21 protein-coding genes and 1 pseudogene are annotated in these 22,667 nt (G+C 71.2%); 14 read left to right on the forward strand and 8 right to left on the reverse strand.

Going from position 1 to position 22,667, the window contains the following annotated elements; translation table 11 throughout:
• Positions 1 to 11 precede the first annotated feature (11 nt).
• From ABT123_RS15460 to ABT123_RS15475, 4 genes and pseudogenes are all read right to left on the reverse strand, one after another.
• Positions 12 to 1,214 (reverse strand): hypothetical protein, encoded by a 1,203-nt coding sequence (locus tag ABT123_RS15460; RefSeq protein WP_351313633.1) that lies wholly within the window; start codon positions 1,212 to 1,214, stop codon positions 12 to 14.
• Positions 1,215 to 1,253: 39 nt separating this feature from the next.
• On the reverse strand, positions 1,254 to 2,162 hold the full coding sequence (locus ABT123_RS15465; protein ID WP_351313636.1) for an N-acetylneuraminate synthase family protein: 909 nt from the start codon (positions 2,160 to 2,162) through the stop codon (positions 1,254 to 1,256).
• Between the two features lie 26 nt (positions 2,163 to 2,188).
• A pseudogene (locus tag ABT123_RS15470) lies at positions 2,189 to 2,923 on the reverse strand (acylneuraminate cytidylyltransferase family protein); the annotation flags it as partial.
• A complete protein-coding gene (locus ABT123_RS15475; protein WP_351313639.1) occupies positions 2,920 to 4,233 on the reverse strand; it encodes a DUF6716 putative glycosyltransferase in 1,314 nt (437 codons plus the stop codon). The gene ABT123_RS15475 and the pseudogene ABT123_RS15470, both read right to left, overlap by 4 nt.
• Before the next feature lie 198 nt (positions 4,234 to 4,431).
• Here ABT123_RS15475 and ABT123_RS15480 point away from each other — a divergent pair, with 198 nt between their 5' ends.
• Genes ABT123_RS15480 through ABT123_RS15490 form a run of 3 tightly spaced genes read left to right on the forward strand, consistent with a single transcriptional unit; the run spans position 4,432 to position 7,918 of the window.
• On the forward strand, positions 4,432 to 5,406 hold the full coding sequence (locus ABT123_RS15480) for a glycosyltransferase family 2 protein (protein ID WP_351313642.1): 975 nt from the start codon (positions 4,432 to 4,434) through the stop codon (positions 5,404 to 5,406).
• Positions 5,406 to 6,776, forward strand: coding sequence for a polysialyltransferase family glycosyltransferase (locus ABT123_RS15485; protein ID WP_351313645.1), 1,371 nt, complete (start codon positions 5,406 to 5,408; stop codon positions 6,774 to 6,776). Before ABT123_RS15480 ends, ABT123_RS15485 begins: the two co-directional genes overlap by 1 nt.
• Positions 6,773 to 7,918 (forward strand): acyltransferase family protein, encoded by a 1,146-nt coding sequence (locus tag ABT123_RS15490; RefSeq protein ID WP_351313648.1) that lies wholly within the window; start codon positions 6,773 to 6,775, stop codon positions 7,916 to 7,918. Before ABT123_RS15485 ends, ABT123_RS15490 begins: the two co-directional genes overlap by 4 nt.
• Here ABT123_RS15490 and leuE read toward each other — a convergent pair.
• Both leuE and ABT123_RS15500 read right to left on the reverse strand, forming a co-directional pair.
• Complete coding sequence (leuE, locus tag ABT123_RS15495) at positions 7,911 to 8,564, reverse strand: leucine efflux protein LeuE (RefSeq protein ID WP_351313651.1); 654 nt, start codon at positions 8,562 to 8,564, stop codon at positions 7,911 to 7,913. The genes ABT123_RS15490 and leuE overlap by 8 nt on opposite strands.
• A gap of 43 nt (positions 8,565 to 8,607) precedes the next feature.
• Positions 8,608 to 10,188: an acyl-CoA mutase large subunit family protein gene (locus ABT123_RS15500; RefSeq protein ID WP_351313654.1), complete on the reverse strand. Its 1,581-nt coding sequence runs from the start codon at positions 10,186 to 10,188 to the stop codon at positions 8,608 to 8,610.
• Positions 10,189 to 10,383: 195 nt separating this feature from the next.
• Here ABT123_RS15500 and ABT123_RS15505 point away from each other — a divergent pair, with 195 nt between their 5' ends.
• The gene (locus ABT123_RS15505; RefSeq protein WP_351313657.1) at positions 10,384 to 11,298 is read left to right on the forward strand and encodes a L,D-transpeptidase family protein; all 915 of its coding nucleotides are present in this window, start codon (positions 10,384 to 10,386) and stop codon (positions 11,296 to 11,298) included.
• A 143-nt stretch (positions 11,299 to 11,441) separates the two neighbouring features.
• Here the strand turns inward: ABT123_RS15505 and ABT123_RS15510 are convergent, their stop codons facing one another.
• Positions 11,442 to 12,497, reverse strand: a complete 1,056-nt coding sequence (locus ABT123_RS15510; RefSeq protein ID WP_351313659.1) for a hypothetical protein — start codon at positions 12,495 to 12,497, stop codon at positions 11,442 to 11,444.
• Positions 12,497 to 13,225: an RNA polymerase sigma factor gene (locus ABT123_RS15515; protein WP_351313914.1), complete on the reverse strand. Its 729-nt coding sequence runs from the start codon at positions 13,223 to 13,225 to the stop codon at positions 12,497 to 12,499. The genes ABT123_RS15510 and ABT123_RS15515 overlap by 1 nt, the downstream gene beginning before the upstream one ends.
• A gap of 289 nt (positions 13,226 to 13,514) precedes the next feature.
• Here ABT123_RS15515 and ABT123_RS15520 point away from each other — a divergent pair, with 289 nt between their 5' ends.
• The 10 genes from ABT123_RS15520 (at position 13,515) to ABT123_RS15565 (ending at position 22,663) form a co-directional block, all read left to right on the forward strand.
• Positions 13,515 to 14,144: a 2-oxo-4-hydroxy-4-carboxy-5-ureidoimidazoline decarboxylase gene (locus ABT123_RS15520; RefSeq protein ID WP_502970963.1), complete on the forward strand. Its 630-nt coding sequence runs from the start codon at positions 13,515 to 13,517 to the stop codon at positions 14,142 to 14,144.
• Between the two features lie 133 nt (positions 14,145 to 14,277).
• A complete protein-coding gene (sdhC, locus tag ABT123_RS15525; RefSeq protein ID WP_351313662.1) occupies positions 14,278 to 14,658 on the forward strand; it encodes a succinate dehydrogenase, cytochrome b556 subunit in 381 nt (126 codons plus the stop codon).
• A 5-nt stretch (positions 14,659 to 14,663) separates the two neighbouring features.
• Positions 14,664 to 15,146: a succinate dehydrogenase hydrophobic membrane anchor subunit gene (locus ABT123_RS15530; RefSeq protein WP_351313665.1), complete on the forward strand. Its 483-nt coding sequence runs from the start codon at positions 14,664 to 14,666 to the stop codon at positions 15,144 to 15,146.
• Positions 15,147 to 15,172: 26 nt separating this feature from the next.
• Positions 15,173 to 16,927 carry a succinate dehydrogenase flavoprotein subunit gene (gene sdhA, locus ABT123_RS15535; RefSeq protein ID WP_351313668.1) on the forward strand — a complete coding sequence of 585 codons (1,755 nt, stop codon included), beginning with the start codon at positions 15,173 to 15,175 and terminating at the stop codon, positions 16,925 to 16,927.
• A complete protein-coding gene (locus ABT123_RS15540; RefSeq protein WP_351313671.1) occupies positions 16,927 to 17,694 on the forward strand; it encodes a succinate dehydrogenase iron-sulfur subunit in 768 nt (255 codons plus the stop codon). The genes sdhA and ABT123_RS15540 overlap by 1 nt, the downstream gene beginning before the upstream one ends.
• 156 nt (positions 17,695 to 17,850) lie before the next feature.
• The gene (locus ABT123_RS15545) at positions 17,851 to 18,465 is read left to right on the forward strand and encodes a Uma2 family endonuclease (protein ID WP_351313674.1); all 615 of its coding nucleotides are present in this window, start codon (positions 17,851 to 17,853) and stop codon (positions 18,463 to 18,465) included.
• A gap of 50 nt (positions 18,466 to 18,515) precedes the next feature.
• Positions 18,516 to 19,076, forward strand: coding sequence for a hypothetical protein (locus tag ABT123_RS15550; RefSeq protein WP_351313677.1), 561 nt, complete (start codon positions 18,516 to 18,518; stop codon positions 19,074 to 19,076).
• A 57-nt stretch (positions 19,077 to 19,133) separates the two neighbouring features.
• The gene (locus ABT123_RS15555) at positions 19,134 to 19,886 is read left to right on the forward strand and encodes an alpha/beta fold hydrolase (protein WP_351313680.1); all 753 of its coding nucleotides are present in this window, start codon (positions 19,134 to 19,136) and stop codon (positions 19,884 to 19,886) included.
• Between the two features lie 40 nt (positions 19,887 to 19,926).
• Positions 19,927 to 22,158, forward strand: a complete 2,232-nt coding sequence (locus ABT123_RS15560; protein ID WP_351313683.1) for a hypothetical protein — start codon at positions 19,927 to 19,929, stop codon at positions 22,156 to 22,158.
• A gap of 82 nt (positions 22,159 to 22,240) precedes the next feature.
• On the forward strand, positions 22,241 to 22,663 hold the full coding sequence (locus tag ABT123_RS15565) for a hypothetical protein (RefSeq protein ID WP_351313686.1): 423 nt from the start codon (positions 22,241 to 22,243) through the stop codon (positions 22,661 to 22,663).
• The last annotated feature ends 4 nt before the right edge of the window (positions 22,664 to 22,667 follow it).

Raw genomic sequence — 22,667 nt, forward strand, 5'->3', positions numbered from 1 at the left:
CACTCCGCCGCTCATCCGGCCGCGGGCGCCGCCTGTGAGGGGAGTCTGTGCACGTCCCGGGCCGTGTCGGCGACCCCGGCCAGGAAGCCGCGGGCCCTGGAGGAGGCGGTTGCGGTCAGCCAGGACGGGTCGATCTCGCAGACGGCGACCTTGACCCCGGTTCCGTCAAGTGCATAGGGCAGGGTGTGGACGACCGTGGACGGGAAGCTCACGATCGTGCGGCCGATGGGCCCCCTGCGGGCGATGAGCTCCAGCGGCAGGTCCGGCCGGACGATCTCCAGCCCGGTCGCCTCGCTCAGCGAGCGCAGCTTCTCCGGGGACTCGCGGCGGTGGGCGAAGTAGCGGGTCGCCCCGTGCACCCGGGTCAGCCGGGCGACCGCCTCCAGGTACCGGTCCGCGTCGACCACTCCGGTCTCCACCAGGGAGGTCCCGACCAGGTCGGTGCCCTTGGTCAGGCGGGGCGGGCCGAACCGGGAGCGGGTCCAGGCGAAGTCGTTGACCCGGAGGTCCATGCCGGGCAGCGGGGTGACGGGCATGGAGGTGAACACCTCCACCCGGCGGCCCGGTCCGGGCGTCAGCCGGCGCCGGGCCCGGCCGGAGACCGGCGCGTACACCAGCTCCTTGATCCGGGCCACGGTGCCGGTGCCGGTGCGGTGCCAGCGGCGCAGTCGCTCGCCGCGGCCGAGCTGGGCCAGGAACTCCATGGTGGCGGTGCCGTCGTCGACCACCACCAGCTCCTTGGCGCGGGCCGGCACCAGCAGCAGCTGGACGAACCGGGAGAAGGGGTCGCCGACCACTATCCGGTCGGCCCGCCGGACCTCCCCGGCGAGGGAGGCCAGCGCCTTGAAGGGTGCGCCGGAGCCGCCTCGGGCCTCCTGCCACTGCACGGTGTGCCCCTGGTCCCGGGCGATCCCGGCGATCCGGCGCAGCTGGCCGCGCGACATCGGGTCGGTGGGCGGCAGTACGACGATCCGGAGCGGCGGCACGGCGGCGGAACCGTCCCCGTCGCCGGCCGCGGTCTCCCCGGGCAGCAGCCCGGCCTCCCCGGCCGCCACAACCCGGCGTTCGGGCTGCCGCGGCACCCCGGCCAGCACCTGCTCGGGGTCCGGCACGGCGTCGGCCGCGGCAGCCGCATCGGCGTGGGCCCACTCCAGCACGTTGAGGAGCTGGACCGGGCTCTCGACGAAAGCCAGAGTGGAAGCAACAGCGTTCACCACGTGACTCCTGATTCCGGGGAGGTCGGGGCCGGCGGGTCAGACGGCGGCGATGTCGCCCTGGACGCGGCGGAGCTTCTTCATGGGGCCGAGCTCGGACTCGTAGACCTTCTTGACGCCGTCGCCGAGGGCGGTCTCGATGGTGCGGATGTCGCGGACCAGGCGGGCGAGGCCGCCCGGCTCCACGGAGGCGGCCTGGTCGGAGCCCCACATGGCGCGGTCGAGGGTGATGTGGCGCTCGACGAAGGTGGCGCCGAGGGCGACCGCGGCCAGGGTGGTCTGGAGGCCGGTCTCGTGGCCGGAGTAGCCGATCGGGACGTTCGGGTACTCCTCCTGCAGGGTGTTGATCACCCGCAGGTTGAGCTCCTCCGCCTTGGCCGGGTAGGTGGAGGTGGCGTGGCAGAGCAGGATGTTGGCGCTGCCGAGGACCTCGACGGCGTGCCGGATCTGCTGCGGGGTGGACATGCCGGTGGACAGGATCACGGTCCGGCCGGTGGCGCGCAGGGCGCGCAGCAGCTCGTCGTCCGTCAGGGAGGCCGAGGCCACCTTGTGGCACGGGACGTCGAACTTCTCCAGGAAGGCGACGGCCTCGGTGTCCCACGGGGAGGCGAACCAGTCGATGCCGCGGGTGCGGCAGTGCTCGTCGATGGCGCGGTACTCGTCCTCGCCGAACTCCACGCGGTGGCGGTAGTCGATGTACGTCATCCGGCCCCAGGGGGTGTCGCGCTCGATGTCCCACTGGTCGCGCGGGGTGCAGATCTCCGGGGTGCGCTTCTGGAACTTCACGGCGTCGCAGCCGGCCTCGGCGGCGGCGTCGATCAGGGCGATGGCGTTGGCCAGGTCGCCGTTGTGGTTGATGCCGATCTCGCCGACGACGTAGACGGGCTGACCGGGGCCGGCGGTGCGCGATCCGAGGGGGCGGAGGCGGGCGTTCGGGATGGCGGTCATGACAGGGGACGTCCTTCGGTCGGTACGGGTGCGTGTGCGGGTGCGCTCGGGTCGAGCAGCGGGGCCAGGGCACGGGCCCGGGCCAGGTCGTGGGGGTCGTCGATCTCCAGCACGCGGGCGGGATCGGTGAGGACGGGCACGGTGTGCCCGAAGAAGCGGTGCCGGGCGCGGCGGAAGCCGGCCGCGTCCATGGCGTAGGCGGCGCCGGTCTCCAGCAGGTCCTGTGGGCGGTCCTGGCGGCGGGGGCGGGTGGCCTTGTCGTGGTTGACGCCGGCGCCGCCGTCCTCGGGAGTCGTGCGCCAGAGGAAGCCGTGGAAGGGGGCGACGGTGAGGGCCGAGTCGGCCGGGCCGGTGGCGACGGCCGCGGCGACCGACTCGATGTCGGAGCTGGTGAGGAACGGGCTGGTGCACTGGACCAGCAGGACCACGTCCACCTGGACGGAGTGGAGTTCCTCGTACGCGTCCAGGGCGTGCAGCAGGGCCGATTCGCTGGTGGCGGTGTCCCCGGCGAGGGCGGCCGGACGGCGGACCACGCCGGCGGAGGCGGCGCGGGCGGCGGCGGCGATGTCCTCGGAGTCGGTGGAGACCAGCACCTCGGTGACCGTGGGCGCGGCCTGGGCGGCCCGGACCGCGCGGATCACCAGCGGGATGCCGGCCACCTCGGCCAGGTTCTTTCCGGGGACGCCCTTGGAGCCGCCGCGGGCCGGGATGACGGCCACCACGCGCGGCACCGCGGGCGGCACTGCGGCGGGCGCGGTCACAGCTCCCCCAGCCGGCGGATCACCGGGGCCACCCGCTGGACCCCGTGGCGGTAGGTGCCGCGGGCCGCCTCGCGCAGGTAGGTGCGGAGGTAGCGGCGCAGCCGGGACCGCTCGGAGAGGGGTTTGCCGGCGCCCGGCAGCACGGTGCCGTCGGGGGCGAGGTGGTGGCGGGCCAGGATGCCGGGGAGGTAGCCGGGGGCGGTGGCGGCCGTGTAGTACGGGGCGACCGGCGGGAGCTCGGGCAGCGCGGCCAGGGCCGCGATCCGGGCGCGGGCGGCCTCGTACGGGGCGTCGGAGGTGACGCCCTGGGCGGCCAGCCAGGCCGGGTCCCCGGTGGGCCGCAGGCCCGCGTCGAGCCCGTCCCAGGAGACCAGGCAGCCGGAGCCGAGGAAGTGGTGGTTGCCGAGGGCCTCGCGGATGCCGAGGTCGGTGAGGACCGCGGTCGGGATGCCGCGGGCCAGGGACTCCAGCGCGGCCGTGGAGGAGACGGTCACCAGCAGATCGGTGCGGTCCAGGACCTCGCCCATGTTCCCGTACACCAGTCGGCAGTTGGGGGGCAGTCCGTTCGGCAGCTTTTCGGCGAGCCGCTGGTAGGGCTGCTCCTCGATGTGCGTGGTGTGTTCGCCCGGCTTGCTGCGCAGCTTGATCAGGACCTCGCGGTCCGGGTGCAGCCGGGCGTGCTCGGCGGCCCGGCGCAGCAGGTATGTGCGCTCGGCGGGGCCGGCGGGTACGGAGGGCTGGGCGGCGAAGACCACGGTGTGGGCGCGGCTGCCGGCCGGGGCGTAGGGCGGGCCGTCGAGGAAGGGCAGGGCGGTTTCGGTGACGGCGCCGGCGTCGGCGCCCGCTCCCTCGTAGACGGCGCGGAACCGGTCCGCGTCGTGGCGGGAGTTGGCGAGGACCACATCGGCGCCGTGGCGCAGCAGCAGGCCGTCGGCAAGCTTCTCGTAGACCACACCCACGTAGCCGGTGACGAGGACGGGCCGGCGGGCAGGGTCGGGCCAGAGGGCGCGGATGCCGTGCAGCACGGCCTGGACGGCCCCGCCGACCAGGGCGAGGACGACCACGTCGTAGTGTTCGCGGCGCAGTTCGGCGAGGAACTCCGCGCAGGTGACCTCGTCCAGCCGGTCGGCCTGCACGCCCACCTCGCCGAGCTGGCGGGCGGTGGGGGTGGCCCGGCCGCGGAGCAGGAAGCCGGTCAGGCTGCCGTCTTCCGCGGCGCAGTCGGGAGCGATGCGGTGCGCGGTGAGTGCGCCCCATTTCCATCGCGTATCGGAATCGGCGAGCACTGCTACCCGCTTGCTTACTGGCACGGCCCAGAAGCTATGCCGGAATTCCGGTGATCGGCCCAACGAACGCACAACGGAGGGTTAACAACCCGTCGACGAAATGAGAATCCGGGCTGGTTCGGCGAAATGGTGGGGCAGGTTAACGCCTCCGCCATGCGTCGTTCACGTAAAATCTTCGCATGGTCCATGATGAATGCCGCACCACGCCCTAATGTCTCCGGGGTGGTCAAGCTCTCTGTTGTCGTGCCGTTCTACAACGTGCAGACATACGCACCGGATGCCCTGAAAAGCCTCGAACTCAACGCGCGGGACGACTTCGAGTTCCTCCTCGTCGACGACTGCTCGACGGACGGGACGCCCGAGCTGCTCGAGCGGGCGGCGCGCGAGCTGCCCGGGGCGGTGCACCTCAGACACGAGAAGAACGGCGGTCTGGCCACCGCCCGGAACACCGGACTGGACGCGGCCTCCGGCGAATACCTGACCTTCATGGACGGGGACGACTGGCTGGCGGCCGGCCACCTGGACCGGGTTCTGGCCGCCATCGAGGCGCTGAACTGTGATTTCGTCCGCAACGACCATGTCCAGGTGACCGGGAAGACCCGGACCGTGCAGCGCATTCCGTACGGCCCGCAGGGGGTGCCGGCGGATCCGCGGACGGCAATCCTGCCCGCCGAGCGGCCCACCTCGGTGGACTATCCGTACGCCTGGGCCGGGATGTACCACCGGCGGCTGCTGGACCGGGGGCTGCTGCACTTCACGGACGGGCTGCGGACGGCCGAGGACCGGCCCTGGATCTGGCGGCTCCACCGGGAGGCGGAGTCCTTCGCCTCGGTCGGAATGCCCGGTATCTTCTACCGACGCGGGGTTTCGACCTCCTTGACACAGATCGGCGACATCCGGCAGCTCGATTTCATCCGGGCATTCGACCAGGTGATCTCGGAAACCGCGGCCGACCGGGATGCCGACACGCTGCTCCCGAAAGCCGTTCGCACATATTGTGCAATTATCTCGCACCACATCGGGTCCATCGAAAGGTTCGAACCGGCCGTGGCCAAAAAACTCCGTTCGATGAGTGCGGCCGCGCTCGGACGAATGCCGCAGGATGTGCTCGACGCCGCCCTCGACGCAATGGACACCGAACGGTCGGTGCTGCTGCGCCGGCTCCGCCGGCGGGCCGGCGACGGGACGGCCGCCTGATGAACGGCCGCACCACTCAGATCTTTGTGGCCTCCACCCTGTACGGAATGGCCACCCTCGCCGCCGCCATCGACGCCGGCAGCTTCGGCCCGGCCTCCCGGCGGGTCCTGCTGACCAGCAACAACGCCGTGATCCCGGAGGTCGCCCCCGGGCTCGACGCGATGCCCGGCTTCGGCGCCCTGCGCACCCGGTTCGACGATCACCTCGACTGGAACCGGACCATCGAGCCCTTCCACCCCAGCGCCTGGTCCCCCCGCCCGGAGGACGTCCCGCTGTGGGAGCGGCAGCTGCGCACCGTGTGGGGGCTGGGCGAGGACCGGATCGAGCTGATCGTCGAGTCCATCCAGGTCTCCCCCGCGCAGGCGCTGTGCCAGCTCTTCCCGGGCGCCTCCGTCGAGGTGTACGCCGACGGGCTGATGAGCTACGGGCCCACCCGGTTCAAGCTCGACGCCCAGCTCGGCATGCGCATCCGGCGGGTGCTCCACCTCGACCTGGTGCCCGGCCTGGAGCCTCTGCTGCTCACCGAGTTCGGGGTGCCGGCCGAGCTGGTGCCCGGCGACGCCTTCCTGAAGGTGCTCGCCGAACTCTCCGCCGAGACCACCGACGCCGACGTGCCGGACCTCCCCGAGGCGCCCGCCCTGCTGCTCGGGCAGTACCTGTCCGCCCTCGAACTCCTCACCACCGAGGAGGAGGACGAGCTGCACCTGGCGATGGTCCGCGGGGCGCACGCCCTCGGCCACACCGAGATCGTCTTCAAGCCGCACCCCAGCGCGCCCGCCCGCTACTCCCGCACCGTGGAGGAGGAGGCCGCCCGGCTCGGCGCCCGGCTGACCATACTGACCGCCCCGGTCCTGGCCGAGGTGGTCTACCAGCGGCTGCGCCCGGCCCTGGTCGTCGGCTGCTTCTCCACCGGACTGCTCACCGCCGCCACCCTGTACGGCCTCCCGGTCGCCCGCACCGGCACCGGCCGGCTCCTGGACCGGGTCGCCCCGTACCAGAACAGCAACCGGGTCCCGATGACCGTGGTCGACGCCCTGCTGCCCGACCTGGCCGATGCCGCGGCGGTGCGCTCCTGGACCGTGCCCGGCCCGGAGCAGGTGCGCACGGAGCTCTCCGGCCTGCTGACCGCCGTCGGGTACGCCATGCAGTCCCAGGTGCTCGCCGCCCGCCGCGCGGAGGCCGAGCGCTACCTGGCGGAGCATCTGAACGACCACACCTGGCGGTACTTCAAACGGCGCCGCCTGACCACGCTCGGACTGCCCGGCGGGATTCCCGCACAGCTGTCCTTCCTCCCCAAGAGTCCGGCCCTGCGGCGCGCCGTGCGCCGGATCCGCCGGCTGCAGAAGCACTCGTGGGGGAAGACCAAGTGAGCAGTACGACCGCCATACCCGCTCAGGACCGCAAGGCTTCCCGGGCGGGCGGCAGTGCCACCGATTCCGCCGCCCCCGCCCCTGCCCACACCCGGCTCCGGGCCCTGGACGGACTGCGGCTGCTGGCGGCGTTGATGGTCGCGCTCTACCACTTCGGCGGGCGCAACGGGGATGTGTCCAAGGCGTGGGGGGACTCGCCCCGGGACCTGTTCCCCGATGCCGCGCCCTGGTTCGCGTACGGCCCGCTGGGGGTCCAGTTCTTCTTCGTCATCAGCGGCTTCGTCATCTGCATGAGCGCCTGGGGCAGGCCGCTGCGGTCCTTCCTGGCCTCCCGGGTGGCCCGCCTCTACCCGGCCTACTGGGTGGCGGTCGTGCTGGTCACGGTCGTGTTCGCACTGCCGATGGTGGCCTGGCGGACCGTTTCGCCGACGGACTTCCTGGCCAATCTCACCATGCTCCAGCAGCCGATGGGCGCGGAGCGGGTGCTCGGGGTCTGCTGGACCCTGTGGGCCGAGATGCGCTTCTACGTGCTCTTCGCGCTCTTTGTGATCCTGCCCGGCGGGGGCCGGCAGCGCACCCTGGTGTTCTGCGCGGTCTGGGCCGTTGCGGCGGTGGTCGCGGACGCCTCGAAGAACGAGTTCCTCAGCCTGGCGCTGATGCCCGAGTACGCGCCGTTCTTCATCGGCGGCATCGGCCTCTACCTGGTGTACCGGGACCGCCGGGACATGGCGGGCTGGGGCATCGCGGCACTCGGCTGGCTGATGGGCCAGCACTACGCGGTGGCTGGCCTGTGGCACGCGCCCAACCCGAAGTTCTTCTCGTACCGCGAGTCCTGGGTGATCATCGCGATCGTCACGCTGGCGTTCGCACTGATCGCCATGGTGGCGGTCGGCCTGTTCGACTGGATGAACTGGAGCTGGCTGACCGTGGCCGGCGCCCTCACCTACCCCTTCTACCTGGTGCACGAGCACCTGGGCTGGGTGGTCATCCACACCCTGCACAAGAGGCTGGAGGTGCCGGCGGTCGCCACCTTCGCCGCGACCATCGGGATCATGCTGGTACTGGCCTGGCTGATCCACCGGCTGGTGGAACGCCCTCTCACCCCGAAACTGCGGCGCGCGCTGAATCGCGAAATCAGCTGACGGCGAGCTTGGCCGCGAAGCCGAGGAAGACCACCCCGGCGGCGGAGGTGGCGCCCGCGGAGAGCCGCTTGCGCCGCCGAAAGGCGGCCGAGAGCCGGGTGCCGGTGAAGATCAGCGTGCTCAGGTAGAGGAAGCTGCCCAGCTGCATGAGCGTCCCGAGCAGCAGGAAGGACAGCGCCGGGTAGGCGTACCCGGGGTCCACGAACTGCACGAAGAAGGACAGCAGGAACAGGATCGCCTTCGGGTTGAGCAGGCTGACCACCAGGGCCCGCCGGTACGGCCGCTCCGCGGCGGAGGCCGCCGGCTGCGGTTCCGCCAGCAGCTCCTCCTGCCGGGCCCGGCGGTCCCGCCACATGGCCACCGCGGCCCGCAGCAGCCCGAAGGCCATCCAGCCCAGGTACCCGGCGCCGACCAGCTTCACGATGCCGAACAGCACCGGGCTGGTCTGGAGCAGCGCTCCGGCGCCGACCGCGGTCAGCAGCATCAGCACGGCGTCCCCGGTGAACACGCCGGCGGCGGCCCGGTATCCCTCGCGCACTCCGCGCCGGGCGGCGACGGACAGCACATAGAGGGAGTTCGGCCCGGGCAGCACGATGATCAGCACCAGGGCGGCGAGGTAAGTCGGAAGGTCGATGACACCCAGCATGTGCAGGAGTGTCCCCGACTACGCACCTGTCGCGCCACCCGTTTCACCATGTGGAATCGGCCGGTACGTACGCCCCCCAGACCTCCCGCAGTGCATTGCAGACCTCCCCCACCGTGGCCCGGGCGCGCAACGCCTCCCGCATCGGGTAGAGCACGTTCTCCGTCCCCGCCGCAGCCGCCCGCAGCCCGGCCAGGGCCGCGTCCACCGCCGCCCCGTCCCGGTCCGACCGCAGCCGGGCCAGCCGCTCCCGCTGCCGGATCTCGATCGCCGGGTCCACCCGCAGCGGCTCGTACGGCTCCTCCTCCTCGAGCGCGTACCGGTTGACCCCGACCACCACCCGCTCGCCGCTGTCCGTCTGCTGGGCGATCCGGTAGGCGTTGCGTTCGATCTCGCCCTTCTGGAAGCCCTGCTCGATCGCCGCGACCGCCCCGCCCATGGCCTCGACCCGGTCCATCAGCTCCACGGCCGCCGCCTCCAGCGCGTCCGTCATCGCCTCCACCGCGTACGACCCGGCGAACGGGTCGACGGTGTGCGGCACGTCCGTCTCGTACGCGAGCACCTGCTGGGTGCGCAGCGCCAGCCGGGCGGACTTCTCCGTCGGCAGCGCGATGGCCTCGTCGAAGGAGTTGGTGTGCAGCGACTGGGTGCCGCCGAGCACCGCGGCGAGGCCCTGGACCGCCACCCTGACCAGGTTGACCTCGGGCTGCTGGGCCGTCAGCTGGACCCCGGCGGTCTGCGTGTGGAAGCGCAGCATCAGTGACTTCGGGTCGCGGGCCCCGAACTCCTCCCGCATCACCCGGGCCCAGATCCGCCGGGCCGCCCGGAACTTCGCCACCTCTTCCAGCAGGGTGGTGCGGGCCACGAAGAAGAAGGACAGCCGGGGCGCGAACTCGTCCACGTCCATGCCGGCGCCGATGGCCGTACGGACGTACTCGATGCCGTCGGCGAGGGTGAAGGCGACTTCCTGCACGGGCGAGGCCCCGGCCTCCGCCATGTGGTAGCCGGAGATGGAGATGGTGTTCCAGCGGGGGATCTCGGCCCGGCAGTACCGGAAGGTGTCGGCGACCAGCCGCAGCGAGGGGCCGGGCGGGAAGATGTAGGTCCCTCGGGCGATGTACTCCTTCAGTACGTCGTTCTGGACCGTGCCCGTCAGGCGGTCGGCCCCGATGCCCTGTTCCTCCGCGACCAGCTGGTAGAGCAGCAGCAGGAGGGCGGCCGGAGCGTTGATGGTCATGGAGGTCGAGACCCGGTCGAGCGGGATCCCGTCGAACAGCACGCGCATGTCCTCGACGGAGTCCACGGCCACCCCGACCTTGCCGACCTCGCCGTGGGCGAGCGGCGCGTCCGAGTCGTGTCCCATCTGGGTGGGCAGGTCGAAGGCCACGGACAGGCCGGTGGTGCCGGCCTCGATGAGCTGGCGGTAGCGGGCGTTGGATTCGGCGGCGGTGCCGAATCCGGCGTACTGGCGCATGGTCCAGGGCCGCCCGGTGTACATGGACGGGTAGACCCCCCGGGTGTAGGGATAGCTCCCGGGTTCGCCCAGTTTGACGGCCGGGTCCCAGCCCGTCAGGGCCTCGGGCCCGTAGACCGGTTGCAGTGGCAGTCCGCTTTCGGTGTGTGACATCCGACAGAAACCTCCGTAGTGCCGACGGGTCCGGCACTGGTAAAACGTCTCCGCGCCGTCCCGCGACAGCCTTGTCCGCCGGCCGCCGGGCCACGGCCGTCGGTCACAATGGCGCAACATCCCGGGACTGTCTGCAACTAACCACGCCCGCCGAGCATCGTCTCAGTAGAAGCCGCAGAAAACGGGGGATGAAGAATGCACCGCCACAACCGCCAGAGAGTCATAGCCCGTACGCTCGCCGCCGGCGCCACCGCCGTCGCGCTCGCCGCCGGTGCCACCGCCTGCGGCCCGCAGGAGAGCAAGAGCAAGCCGGCCGCGCCCGCGGCGCTCGCCCCGTCCCCGTCGGGCGGCGGCTCCTCCTCCGAGGCCCCGGTGCCCTCGCCTTCGGCCTCCACGGACGACAAGTCCGGTGCATCCTCCTCGCCGTCGCCGTCCGCGTCGAAGTCCGCCTCGCCCTCCGCCTCCGCCTCGCCCACCGTCACGTATGTGATGGCGAACGGCGACGAGAGCGAGAAGGTCCGCGAACTCCAGGCCCGGCTCCGGCAGATCGGCCTCCTGAAGACGGCGCCCACCGCGTTCTACGGCTCCAAGACCACGGCCGCGGTCAAGTCCTTCCAGGGCAAGCACGCTCTGACCGTCTCGGGCGGGGTCGACCAGGCCACCTGGAAGAAGGTGCAGAGCGTCACCCGCCAGCCCACCGCGGACGAGCTGCGTCCGCCGACCACCAACGAGGTGGCCGCGCCGGACCCGCGCTGTATGACGGGACGGGTGATGTGCATCAGCAAGGAGAGCCGCACCCTGGCCTGGATGATCGACGGCAAGGTCGTCTCCACGATGGACGTGCGCTTCGGCTCGGAGAACACCCCGACCCGTGAGGGCGTGTTCAACGTGGGCTGGAAGGCCAAGGAGTGGACGTCGACGATCTACCACACGCCGATGCCGTACGCGATGTTCTTCAGCGGCGGCCAGGCCGTGCACTACTCCTCGGACTTCGCGGCGCGCGGCTACAACGGCGCCTCGCACGGCTGCGTGAACGTCCGGGACAAGGGCAAGCTCGCGGCGCTGTTCGACCAGGTGACCGTCGGCGACAAGGTCGTCGTCTACTGGTGACGTAGGGGGCGCGGGCAGGGCCGGGGGAACGTGCCCCGCCCGCGCCGGGTGCGCAGAGCCCAGAGGTACGGGGGGAACCCCGGCTCATGCGCGGCCGATGACCAGTCGGCTCGATATGTACTGCGCCGCCGGTTCGAAAAGTGTTACAGCCGGGTGTCCTGGATCAGCCCCAGGGAGTTCTCCGCCGCAGCCGGCGGGACCGGATCGGCCGGCATCCGCGTCGGCGCCTCCAGGATCTCGCCGCCCCCGGCCGAGCCGTCCGAGCCCGTGTCGCGGTCGCCCCCGGTGCCGCCCGAGCCGCCGTCCAGCAGCCGGTCGCAGAACTGCTTGACCCGCTGGGCGCCCTTGGCGGCGCGGGTCAGCCGATCCCGCTGGTCGTCGTTGAGCCGGTTCGCCCGGAAGTCCCGGCACAGGTCGGCGATGCGGAGGTTCCGGTCCCGGTCCTTGGTCTCGCCGTGCCCGTCCGGGCCGGTGGTTGCCGAGCCGTCCGGGTCCTTGCGGGTGCCGTCGGTGCCGCCCGTCCGGCCGCGGCCGTCCTCCCCGGTGGTGCCGCCGGTGGTGCCGCCGATGCTCGCGGCTCCGCCGCTGCCCGGGGTGGCCGCGCCGTCCCCGCCGGGGGACGGCGTGGCGCCGGGGCTGCCGGCGCCGTCGCGGAACGGGGTGGGGCCGCCGCCCGCGGTGGTCCCGGGCCGGGCGGCACCGTCGGCCGGGTCCGGGGTCGGGAGCGGGGTGGGGCCGGTGGTGAGCGAGACCGCGGGTGCCGGGCTCGCGCTCGCGTGCAGGGTGCGGTCCAGCAGTCCACCGCCGGCCACGGCGGCGACCCCGCCGATCGCCACACTGGCCACCGCGGCGGCCAGCCCAAACCTGAACGTGCGGTTCCGGGCGGGCCGGGCCACCGTGGGCATGCCGAGGGCCACCAGCGGCTCCGCTTCCACGGCGGGGCCCAGCGGGGATTCCGCTTCGGCTTCCGGTGCGGTGCCGGCGGGGTGGTGCGCGGCCCGGAAGGCGGCCAGGGCGGCGGCCTCGCCGGGCAGTTCGGGGCCGGGCGCGAGCGGGCGCGGCGCGAGGTCCTCCAGGGCCTGGCGCAGCCGGGCGGCCTCGTCCTGCTCGGGGTGATCGGCGACGAGCCCGACCGGTTCGCCGCGCAGGAGTTTCTCCGCCGCGGCCTCGTCCAGCCAGCTGTTGCGATCGTCGGCCATCACATGTCCTTCTGCGTCCGCCAACGTGAATCCGTCACACCGGTTCGCCGTACGAGGTCCCCACCGGGGCCGCGCTGCGCCGGCACGGCGTCGAGATCGCGCGCACCCCCGGAGCCGCCGCCTCCCCCGGCGTGGCCTCCGGCATTATGGCCGACTTCCGTTCCCGGCTCCGCTCCGAACTCCGTTTCGAGAAGTTCGGCCAGCTTTTTCAGGCCACGGTGGGCGGCTGTGCGGACCGCCCCGGGCCGCTTGCCGAGGGTCTGCGCGGCGCTCTTGGCATCGAGGCCGACCACCACTCGCAGCACCACGGCTTCGGCCTGGTCCTGTGGGAGCCGGGCGATGAGGGCCATGGTGCGGCCGGTGGCGAGGGCCTCCATGGCCTCGCCGGCGGTGTCGCAGTCCGCGGCGCGGCTGGTGAGTTCGGTCTCGTCGCCGCCGATGGCGGGCCGACGGCCGCGCATGCGCATGTGGTCGAGGGCCCGGTTGCGGGCGATCCGGGCGGCCCAGCCGCGGAACCGGTCGGCGTCTCCGGAGAAGGAGGCCAGGTCCCGGGCGATCTGCAGCCATGCCTCGGAGGTCACGTCCTCGGCGTCGGCGTCGCCGACGAGCGTCCGTACGTACCCGAGCAGGCGCGGGTGCACGGCGCGGTACACAGTACGGAACGCGCTTTCGTCGCCGTGCTGTGCCGCGAGCACCGCGGCGGTCAGCTCCGCGTCGTCCCCCAGCAAAGTCCCCAACCCGTTCACTGTCCTGTACGTCCTGCGCAAATCAGCACGTTACGGCTTTCCCGCACCCACGTCCACGAGTTGTACAACCTGCAACCATCCATGTGCGAAGCGGGGTGTGACACAAAACGCACTCGCGACGCTGACAGGGATACGGGCTTGTCGCACGAGTCCGTGTCGGACGGCGGCCGGGGCCTCTCCTGTGGGGGGTGGCGGCCTCGGTCGCCTTCTCCGACTTCCTGTCTCCCTACACCTTCCCCGCTCTTCTCGTCCGGGTGAAATCCGCCTCCGCGTGCGGCACTCCCGCCCCCGCGTCGATAGCGTTGCGGCACACCCCAGACACGTCCCGAGGAGCCCCCCGCTGTCCAGCCCCCTCCCGGCCCAGGTCCGCGGCAGCGCGCTCGCCCGGTTCAACGCGATGCCGACCGAGGCCGCCGAGAGAGTCCTGCTGCACTGCTGCGGCAGCCACCGCTGGGCCCACCGGGTGGCGGCGCACCGACCGTACCCGGATCTGGCCACGCTGCTGGCCGCCGCGGACGAAGCCTCGTACGACATGGCCCAGTCGGATCTGACCGAGGCGCTGGCCGTCGAGTGCTCGACGGAGCTGCACGAGGACGCCCCGTACGCCGCGCACCTGGCGCTCGACGCGGCCCACGCCGAATACGAACGGAAGTTCGGGCACGCGTTCGTCATCTGCCTGGACGGGCACCCCGCGGAGGAGCATCCGGACCAGGTGCTGGCCGGGATCCGGCGCCGGATGGGGCACGAGGAGGACGAGGAGCGGGCCATCTCGGCCGACGAGCTGCGGCGACTCGCCCAAGCCCGGTTGTCCGAACTGGCCCGAATGCCCGAATGCCTGGGCGCCGTACGCCCGGAATCACCCTGTTCGCCCTTGTGGGATAGCCCGTCCGTGCCTGTTTGATCACACCGATGGACCCCGCGCGAAGGAACCGACAACTCGTCGCTACGATGTCCGGGGCCGGAGGACCGTACCCGGCCGGGCCCGACCGACAACGAAGCCGGCTGGCCCCCGCCCCGCTTCCGGAGGGTTTTCCGTGCCGGCTGGAACGTTGTACCGCGGCCGGGAAGGAATGTGGTCCTGGGTGGCTCATCGAGTCACCGGCGTCCTCATCTTCTTCTTCCTGTTCGTACACGTCCTCGACACCGCTCTCGTCCGCGTCTCCCCTGAGGCGTACGACGATGTCGTGGCTACCTACAAGACTCCGATCGTCGCGCTGCTGGAGTACGGCCTCGTGGCCGCCATCATCTTCCACGCGCTCAACGGTCTCCGGGTCATCGCCGTGGACTTCTGGTCCAAGGGCCCGCGCTACCAGAAGCAGATGCTCTGGACCGTCGTGGCGCTCTGGGCCGTGACCATGATCTATTCCGTGTTCCCCGTCCTGGGTCACGCTGCCGAAGAACTGTTCGGGAAGTGACGCGCATGTCTTCTGACACTTCTTCCGCCCAGGCGATCGGCGACGTGGAGGGGGTCTCCCTCTATGACGTCGACAACCCGGCCCCGTACATCGAGGCCCCGCGCAAGCGCACCAGCAAGACGCCCAAGTCGACCCGCGGCAACTTCGAGATGGCCGCGTGGCTCTTCATGCGCCTCTCGGGCATCGTCCTGGTCGTCCTGGTCATCGGCCACCTGATCATCCAGCTGGTGCTCGACGGCGGCGTCTCCAAGATCGGCTTCGCCTTCGTGGCCGGCCGCTGGGCGTCCCCGTTCTGGCAGGGCTGGGACCTGCTGATGCTGTGGCTGGCCATGCTGCACGGCGCCAACGGCCTGCGTACCGTCATCAACGACTACGCGGAGCGCGCCAACACGCGGCTGTGGCTGAAGGGCCTGCTCTACACCGCCACGGTGTTCACCATCCTTCTGGGCACGCTGGTGATCTTCACCTTCGACCCGAACATCCGCTAGGCAACGGGGCTGAGGCGACAAATCTCATGAAGATCCACAAGTACGACACCGTCATCGTCGGCGCCGGCGGCGCCGGCATGCGCGCCGCCATCGAGGCGACGAAGCGCAGCCGCACCGCCGTGCTGACGAAGCTGTACCCCACCCGCTCCCACACGGGTGCCGCGCAGGGCGGCATGGCCGCCGCGCTGGCGAACGTGGAAGAGGACAACTGGGAGTGGCACACCTTCGACACGGTCAAGGGCGGTGACTACCTGGTCGACCAGGACGCCGCCGAGATCCTGGCGAAGGAGGCCATCGACGCCGTCCTCGACCTGGAGAAGATGGGCCTGCCGTTCAACCGCACCCCGGACGGCACCATCGACCAGCGCCGCTTCGGCGGCCACTCGCGCAACCACGGCGAGGCGCCGGTCCGCCGGTCCTGCTACGCCGCGGACCGCACCGGCCACATGATCCTCCAGACGCTGTACCAGAACTGCGTCAAGGAGGGCGTGGAGTTCTTCAACGAGTTCTACGTCCTGGACCAGCTCATCACCGAGGTCGACGGCGTCAAGAAGTCGGCGGGTGTGGTCGCGTACGAGCTCGCCACCGGCGAGATCCACGTCTTCCAGGCGAAGTCCGTCATCTACGCCTCCGGCGGCACCGGCAAGTTCTTCAAGGTGACCTCCAACGCGCACACCCTGACCGGTGACGGCCAGGCGGCCTGCTACCGGCGCGGTCTGCCGCTGGAGGACATGGAGTTCTTCCAGTTCCACCCGACGGGCATCTGGCGCATGGGCATCCTGCTGACGGAGGGCGCCCGCGGTGAGGGCGGCATCCTCCGCAACAAGGACGGCGAGCGCTTCATGGAGAAGTACGCGCCGGTCATGAAGGACCTCGCGTCCCGTGACGTCGTCTCGCGCTCCATCTACACCGAGATCCGCGAGGGCCGCGGCTGCGGTCCGGCCGGGGACCACGTGTACCTGGACCTGACGCACCTGCCGCCGGAGCAGCTGGACGCCAAGCTCCCGGACATCACCGAGTTCGCGCGCACCTACCTGGGCATCGAGCCGTACACGGACCCGATCCCGATCCAGCCCACCGCGCACTACGCCATGGGCGGCATCCCGACCAACGTCGAGGGTGAGGTCCTCAGCGACAACACCACCGTCGTCCCGGGCCTTTACGCGGCCGGCGAGGTCGCGTGCGTGTCGGTGCACGGCGCGAACCGCCTGGGCACCAACTCGCTGCTGGACATCAACGTCTTCGGCAAGCGCTCCGGTATCGCGGCGGCGAAGTACGCGGCCGAGAACGACTACGTCGAGCTGCCGGAGAACCCGGCCCAGCTGGTGGTCGACCAGGTCGAGCAGCTCCGCAACTCCACCGGCAACGAGCGGGTCGCCGAGCTGCGCCTGGAGCTGCAGGAGACGATGGACGCCAACGTGATGGTGTTCCGTACCGAGCAGACCATCAAGACGGCGGTCGAGAAGATCGCGGAGCTGCGCGAGCGCTACAAGAACGTGTCCGTGCAGGACAAGGGCAAGCGCTTCAACACGGACCTGCTGGAGGCCATCGAGCTGGGCAACCTGCTCGACCTGGCCGAGGTCATGGCCGTGTCCGCACTGGCCCGCAAGGAGTCCCGCGGCGGTCACTACCGCGAGGACTACCCCAACCGCGACGACGTCAACTTCATGCGCCACACCATGGCGTACCGCGAGGTCGGAGCCGACGGCTCGGACTCGGTCCGGCTCGACTACAAGCCGGTCGTCACGACCCGCTACCAGCCGATGGAGCGTAAGTACTGATGGCAACCCCCACCCTGTCCAAGATGGACGAGATGGAGGCGGCGGCTGCGGCCTCCCCGTACATCACGGTCACCTTCCGGATCCGCCGTTTCAACCCCGAGGTCTCGGACCAGTCGGAGTGGCAGGACTTCCAGATCGAGATCGACCCGAAGGAGCGCGTGCTCGACGGTCTCCACAAGATCAAGTGGGACCTGGACGGCACGCTGACCTTCCGCCGCTCGTGCGCGCACGGCATCTGCGGCTCCGACGCGATGCGGATCAACGGCAAGAACAGGCTCGCCTGCAAGACGCTGATCAAGGACATCAACCCGGAGAAGCCGATCACCGTCGAGGCCATCAAGGGCCTCACGGTGATGAAGGACCTCGTGGTCGACATGGAGCCCTTCTTCCAGGCGTACCGCGATGTCATGCCGTTCCTGGTCACCAAGGGCAACGAGCCGACGCGCGAGCGTCTGCAGTCGGCCGAGGACCGCGAGCGCTTCGACGACACGACGAAGTGCATCCTGTGCGCCGCGTGCACGTCCTCGTGCCCGGTGTTCTGGAACGACGGCCAGTACTTCGGCCCGGCGGCGATCGTCAACGCGCACCGCTTCATCTTCGACTCGCGTGACGAGGCGGGCGAGCAGCGCCTGGAGATCCTGAACGACAAGGACGGCGTGTGGCGCTGCCGCACGACGTTCAACTGCACCGACGCGTGCCCGCGTGGCATCGAGGTCACCAAGGCGATCCAGGAAGTAAAGCGCGCCCTGATCACGCGCCGCTTCTGACCCTGCCGGTCGCAGGCTGTACGAAGGCCCCGCCCCCGGATCTACGGACCCGGGGGCGGGGCCTTCGCCTGTTCGGGTGACCGCGCGGCATCGGGCCGCGGGGCCCGTTCCCGTCCTACGATGATGCTCTCGACAGCAGCCCACGGGAGGCACGTGATGTCCGCAGCACCCGCTGAGCAGCCCCTTGGCGACCGGTCTCTACTCGACGAGGCCAACCGGCTCATGGAGCGAAACCCTGGCTACCGCGTCGAAATCATCGGAGGCGTCATCGTCGTGACTCCACCAGCGGACATGGCTCATTCCCGGGGTATCAAAAGCATCGACCGTCCCTTCGTGACCGCAGGCTTGGACGAAGGCGAGACCGAGGTGCATCAGGGCATCGGTCTGTGGCTGCCCGCCGGCCCGTCGGACTACGCCATCCCCGATCTCTGCATCGTGGATGCCGACTGCGACGAGTACCTCATCGAGAACAACTGCTACGACCCCTCGATCTTCCGGCTCGTCCTCGAAGTGACGTCGAGTAACTACCAGAACGACCTGCGCAGCAAGGTCGTCGCCTACGGTAACGCCAAGATCCCCGTCTACGTGATCGTCGACCGCAAGCACAACCGCCTGCACCTCCTGACCGACCCGGTCGCCGACGGGTACGACACCCACCGCGTCCACGCCCCCGGCGAGCTCGTCACCCTGCCCGAGTCCATCGGGGCCAAGGTGACCCTGGACGTCGAGGCGGTCCTCGCGGCGGCCCGGCGCAAGCCGGAGGCCGAGTAGCCGACCAGCGGCGTGCTGCCGCGTTCCAGGACGGTCGTAGGATCTGCGGCATGAGTGAGCAGCAGCCGAATCCGTACGCGAGCGACCCGGGGCCGGCCGGCAGTGGCCAGGATGCCTACAAGTGGGGGCCCGGCAACCCCAGTTACGGATATCCGCAGCCGTATCCGGAGCCGTATCCGGCCGCCCCGCAGCACCCGCCGACGATGGCCGGGGGCGGCCTGACCCTGCCGGCGGCTGGGTACGGGGCGAGCCCGGCCGCGTACGCGGGCGGACCGGGGTTCTCCCTCGGCGACATCACCATCGCCGGGGACCAGATCATCACCCCTTCGGGTGCCATGCCGCTCAAGGGCGCGATGTGGAACGCCACGGACTTCTCCCGCACCGAGGAGAAGATCCCCACCCATGCGATCGTGCTGGCCATCATCTTCGCCTGGTTCTGCCTGATCGGCCTGTTCTTCCTGCTGATGAAGGAGCGGGTCACCACCGGATACGTGCAGGTGACGGTGAGCAGCGGCGGCCGGCACCACTCGACGATGATCCCGGCGACCAACCAGGCCGTCTTCCCGTGGGTGATGAACCAGCTCAACTACGCGCGCTCGCTGAGCATCTGAGACGGCGGGCCCGAAATCGGAGGGCCACCGCCGGCCGACCGGTGGCATCATCGCCGGATGATCGTTTCTCATGATGTGGACGGGCCGGCCGACGGCCCCGCCGTGGTCCTGCTGCACTCCTCCGTCTGCGACCGCCGGATGTGGGACGCCCAGTGGGCGCCCCTGGCCGAGGCCGGACACCGGGTGGTCCGGCTCGACTTCCGGACCTGCGGGAACTCCCCCGCGGCGACCGCCCCGTACAGCGACGGGGGCGACGTACTCGCCCTGTTGGACACGCTCGGGATCGAGCGGGCCGCGCTCGTCGGCTCCTCGTACGGCGGGGCGGTCGCCCTGCGGGTCGCCGCGGCCCACCCCGACCGGGTGACCCGGCTGGTACTGCTCTGCTCCGCCGTCCCGGGGTACGAACCGTCGCCGGACGTGCGGGAGTTCGGGGACGCCGAGGATGCCCTGCTGGAGGCCGGGGACCTGCGCGGAGCGGCCGAGCTGAACGCCCGGACCTGGCTGGGGCCGGAGGCGGACGACGCGACCCGGGCGCTGGTCCGGGACATGCAGCTGCACAACTTCGAGGCCGGTGCGGAAGCCGACGGGGAGCTCGAACTGCCGGAGCCCGAGATCGACCTGGGCGCCGTTCGCGTCCCGGCCGCGGTGTTCGGCGGCGCGCACGACCTGCCCGGGTTCCGGGAGATCTCCCGCACCCTGGCCGAACGGCTGCCGGCGGCCACGTACACCGAACTCTCCTGGGCCGGCCACCTGCCTGCACTCGAACGCCAGAATGAGACCACGCAATTGATCCTGAGTCAGTTGCGATAACGCATGGCGGGCCCGCGACCCGTGCTGTCAGCCTGGTCCGATGGACCAGCGGGTGGGCATAGTCGAAGTGGTCGTTCCGGGGATGGGGATCGTGGACCGGCAGGAGGCGTTACAACCCTCCGGCCTCCAGCGGGTCAGCGGGGACGAACGCGCGGGGGTGTACCGGACGGCCGGAGTGCGGGAGCACGGGCCCGGGGTGATACGGGAGGTCTACGACTGGGCGCGGCTGACCATCGGCGGGGCGACCCGGGCCCTGTGGCTGTTCCTGCTGCCCTTCCTGCTGGTCAATCAGGTGGCCTGGATGCAGCCCTTCCGGCTGGACCGGAGGAAGGCCAGCGCCCTGCACCGGTGGGTGGCGCAGATGCTGGGGCTGTCGCTGACGATGCTGGCGGTCGCCGCGTTCGCGCAGGGGGCGATGGACCAGCTGGTCTGGCAGTGCGGGACGGGCGGGTCGGCCGGGGGCGTGTGCAAGGAGGCCAATCCGCTGGTGCACTTCGTCCGGCAGCACGGCACCGTGACGGGGATGCTGCTGGCCGCGCTGGTTCCGGTGATCGGCCTGGGGTCGATGTCGTTCAGCGCCCGGGACGAACGGCAGGAGTACCGGTCGGTGCGGCGCACGGCCGAGGTGACGGGTGATCCCTGGAAGGCCGTCAAACACGAGGAGAAGGCGGACCGGCCGCTCGCCACGCCCCTGTTCTGGGAATACAACTGGCGGGCCCGGGGGCTGACGGCCCGGCACCTGTGCGCGGGGGTGCTGACCCTGGCCATGCTGCTGACCGTGCCCGCGTACCAGAGCGGGGCCGGGGACGGGACGGCCTGGCTGCTGTTCACGGTGATCGGCGCGGGGGCCGTGCTGGTCTCGGCCGGGTCCTGGTGGTGGCCGGGGCGGCTCGGGGAGCGGGCCGTGGGTATCTGCTGCCTGCTCGCCCTCGTGGGCGCGGCGGCGTACTACGGCAGCTCGGGCGGGGCGCGGACCAACCAGGCCATGCTGCCGGGGATTGGCATGCTGACCGCGCTGCTGCTCCTCGGGCAGGGGGTGCTGCTGCTGGCGCTGGCCGTGCTGTGCCTGTGGACCCCGGGGAATCCGGCGGACCGGGTGCCGCTGCGCGGGCTGGCCGGGGTGGCGATGGGCGTGCTGGCCTGCTTCAGTGCCTGGCTGTGCTCGACGGCCGTCCTGCTGTGGACCCAGGACTGGCTGACCGCCGAACCGGAGCGGCAGCGGGTGCAGTTGCCGGCCGCGGTGCAGGCGAACGCCGCTGCGCTGCCGATCGTCACCGTCTCGGCGGCCGGGCTGACCGCGCTGCTGATGTCGCTGCTCGCGGCCCGGCGGTGGTGGGCGAGCCGGCCGGGGCCGCGGTCGGACGCGGAGAGGGAGGAGTACGAGGAGCGGCGGCACCTCCTCGCGCTGGCGCAGGCCCGGGCGGGGGCGGCCGGGGATCCGCCGAAGCTGCTGACCCATGTGGACCAGGGGCTGGCGGCGGCGGCCGTGCTGGTCACGCTCGTCCTCTGCGTGTTCGGGTCGCTGGCCTTGGACAGCCCGGACTATCTGTCGCTGCGGTACCAGGAGCTGATGGCCGACGGGCTGCGGCTGCTGACCTCGCTGGGCTCGTTCATGCTGGTGGCGCTGATCGTGGCCGTGCTGCTGGCGGCGCGGACGATCGTGCTGCGGGCCGAGTCCCGCCGGTATCCGGGGATGGTGTGGGCGTTCGGGGCGTTCTGGCCGCGGTCGGGGCATCCGTTCACCCCCGCGACCTGGACCGGGCGCGGGGTGCCGGAGTTGACGCACCGGCTGGGGGTGCTGCTGGAGGGGCGGCCGGAGGCGCGGGTGCTGCTGCACGGGCACTCGATGGGGTCGATGATCTCGGTGCTGGCGCTGCTGCAGGCGAAGGCCGGCTACCGGCCGCAGATCGCCCTGCTGACCACCGGCTGCCCGCTGACGAGCTTCTTCCGGCGGCACTACCCGGCGTACCTGACCGAGGAGTCGGTGGCGGAGCTGGCGGCCGGGGCCGGGGCGGGCGGTCCGGAGGGGCTGGCCGGCTGGGCCAACGTACGGCGGGACACGGATGTGCTGGCAGGGCCGGTCGGGCACGGGCTGGACCTGCCGGAGTGGCCGGACGGGGTGGATCCGGCGGCTCCGGCGGGGACTCCGGCCGGCCCCCGGGCTCCGGCCCAGCCGGTCTTCGTACCGCTGCAGCGGCACGACTTCTACCGGGTGGACCCGCGGATCGAGCCGGTCCGGGAGGAGCTGCTGGACCGGCTCCGCCGGCCCTGACAACAGAAGCTTGAACTTGTTCAAAAACCGCCCTACAGTCAGTCATGCCAAGCGTTTGAACACGTTCAAGGAGGCGGGGGGCATGGACCTCACCGTGGTCGCGTACGTCATCTACCTGCTCGTCAGCATCGGTCTCACCGTCTGGGTGGCACGGACCCTGAGCCGCAACGGGCGGATCTTCATCTCCAGCGTCCTGCAGGGGGACGAGAAGCTCGCGGACGCCGTCAACCACCTGCTGCTGGTCGGCTTCTACCTGGTCAACCTGGGCTTCGTGGCCCTCTACCTGAAGGCCGCGGAAGCCGTGGCCGACACCCGCTCGCTGTTCGAGGCGCTCTCGGTCAAGCTCGGGGTCGTCCTGCTGGTCCTCGGGGTGATGCACCTCGGCAACGTCTGGGTGCTCAACAAGATCCGCCGCCGGAGCATCGCGGAACGCATGCAGACCCCGCCGGTCCCGCCGATCCCGCCGGTCGCCCCGCAGGGCTGGGCCACTCCGGTCGGTGCCTAGGCCA

Origin of the sequence: Streptomyces sp. NPDC002054, assembly GCF_040296685.1 — a bacterium.
GTDB lineage: Bacteria > Actinomycetota > Actinomycetes > Streptomycetales > Streptomycetaceae > Streptomyces.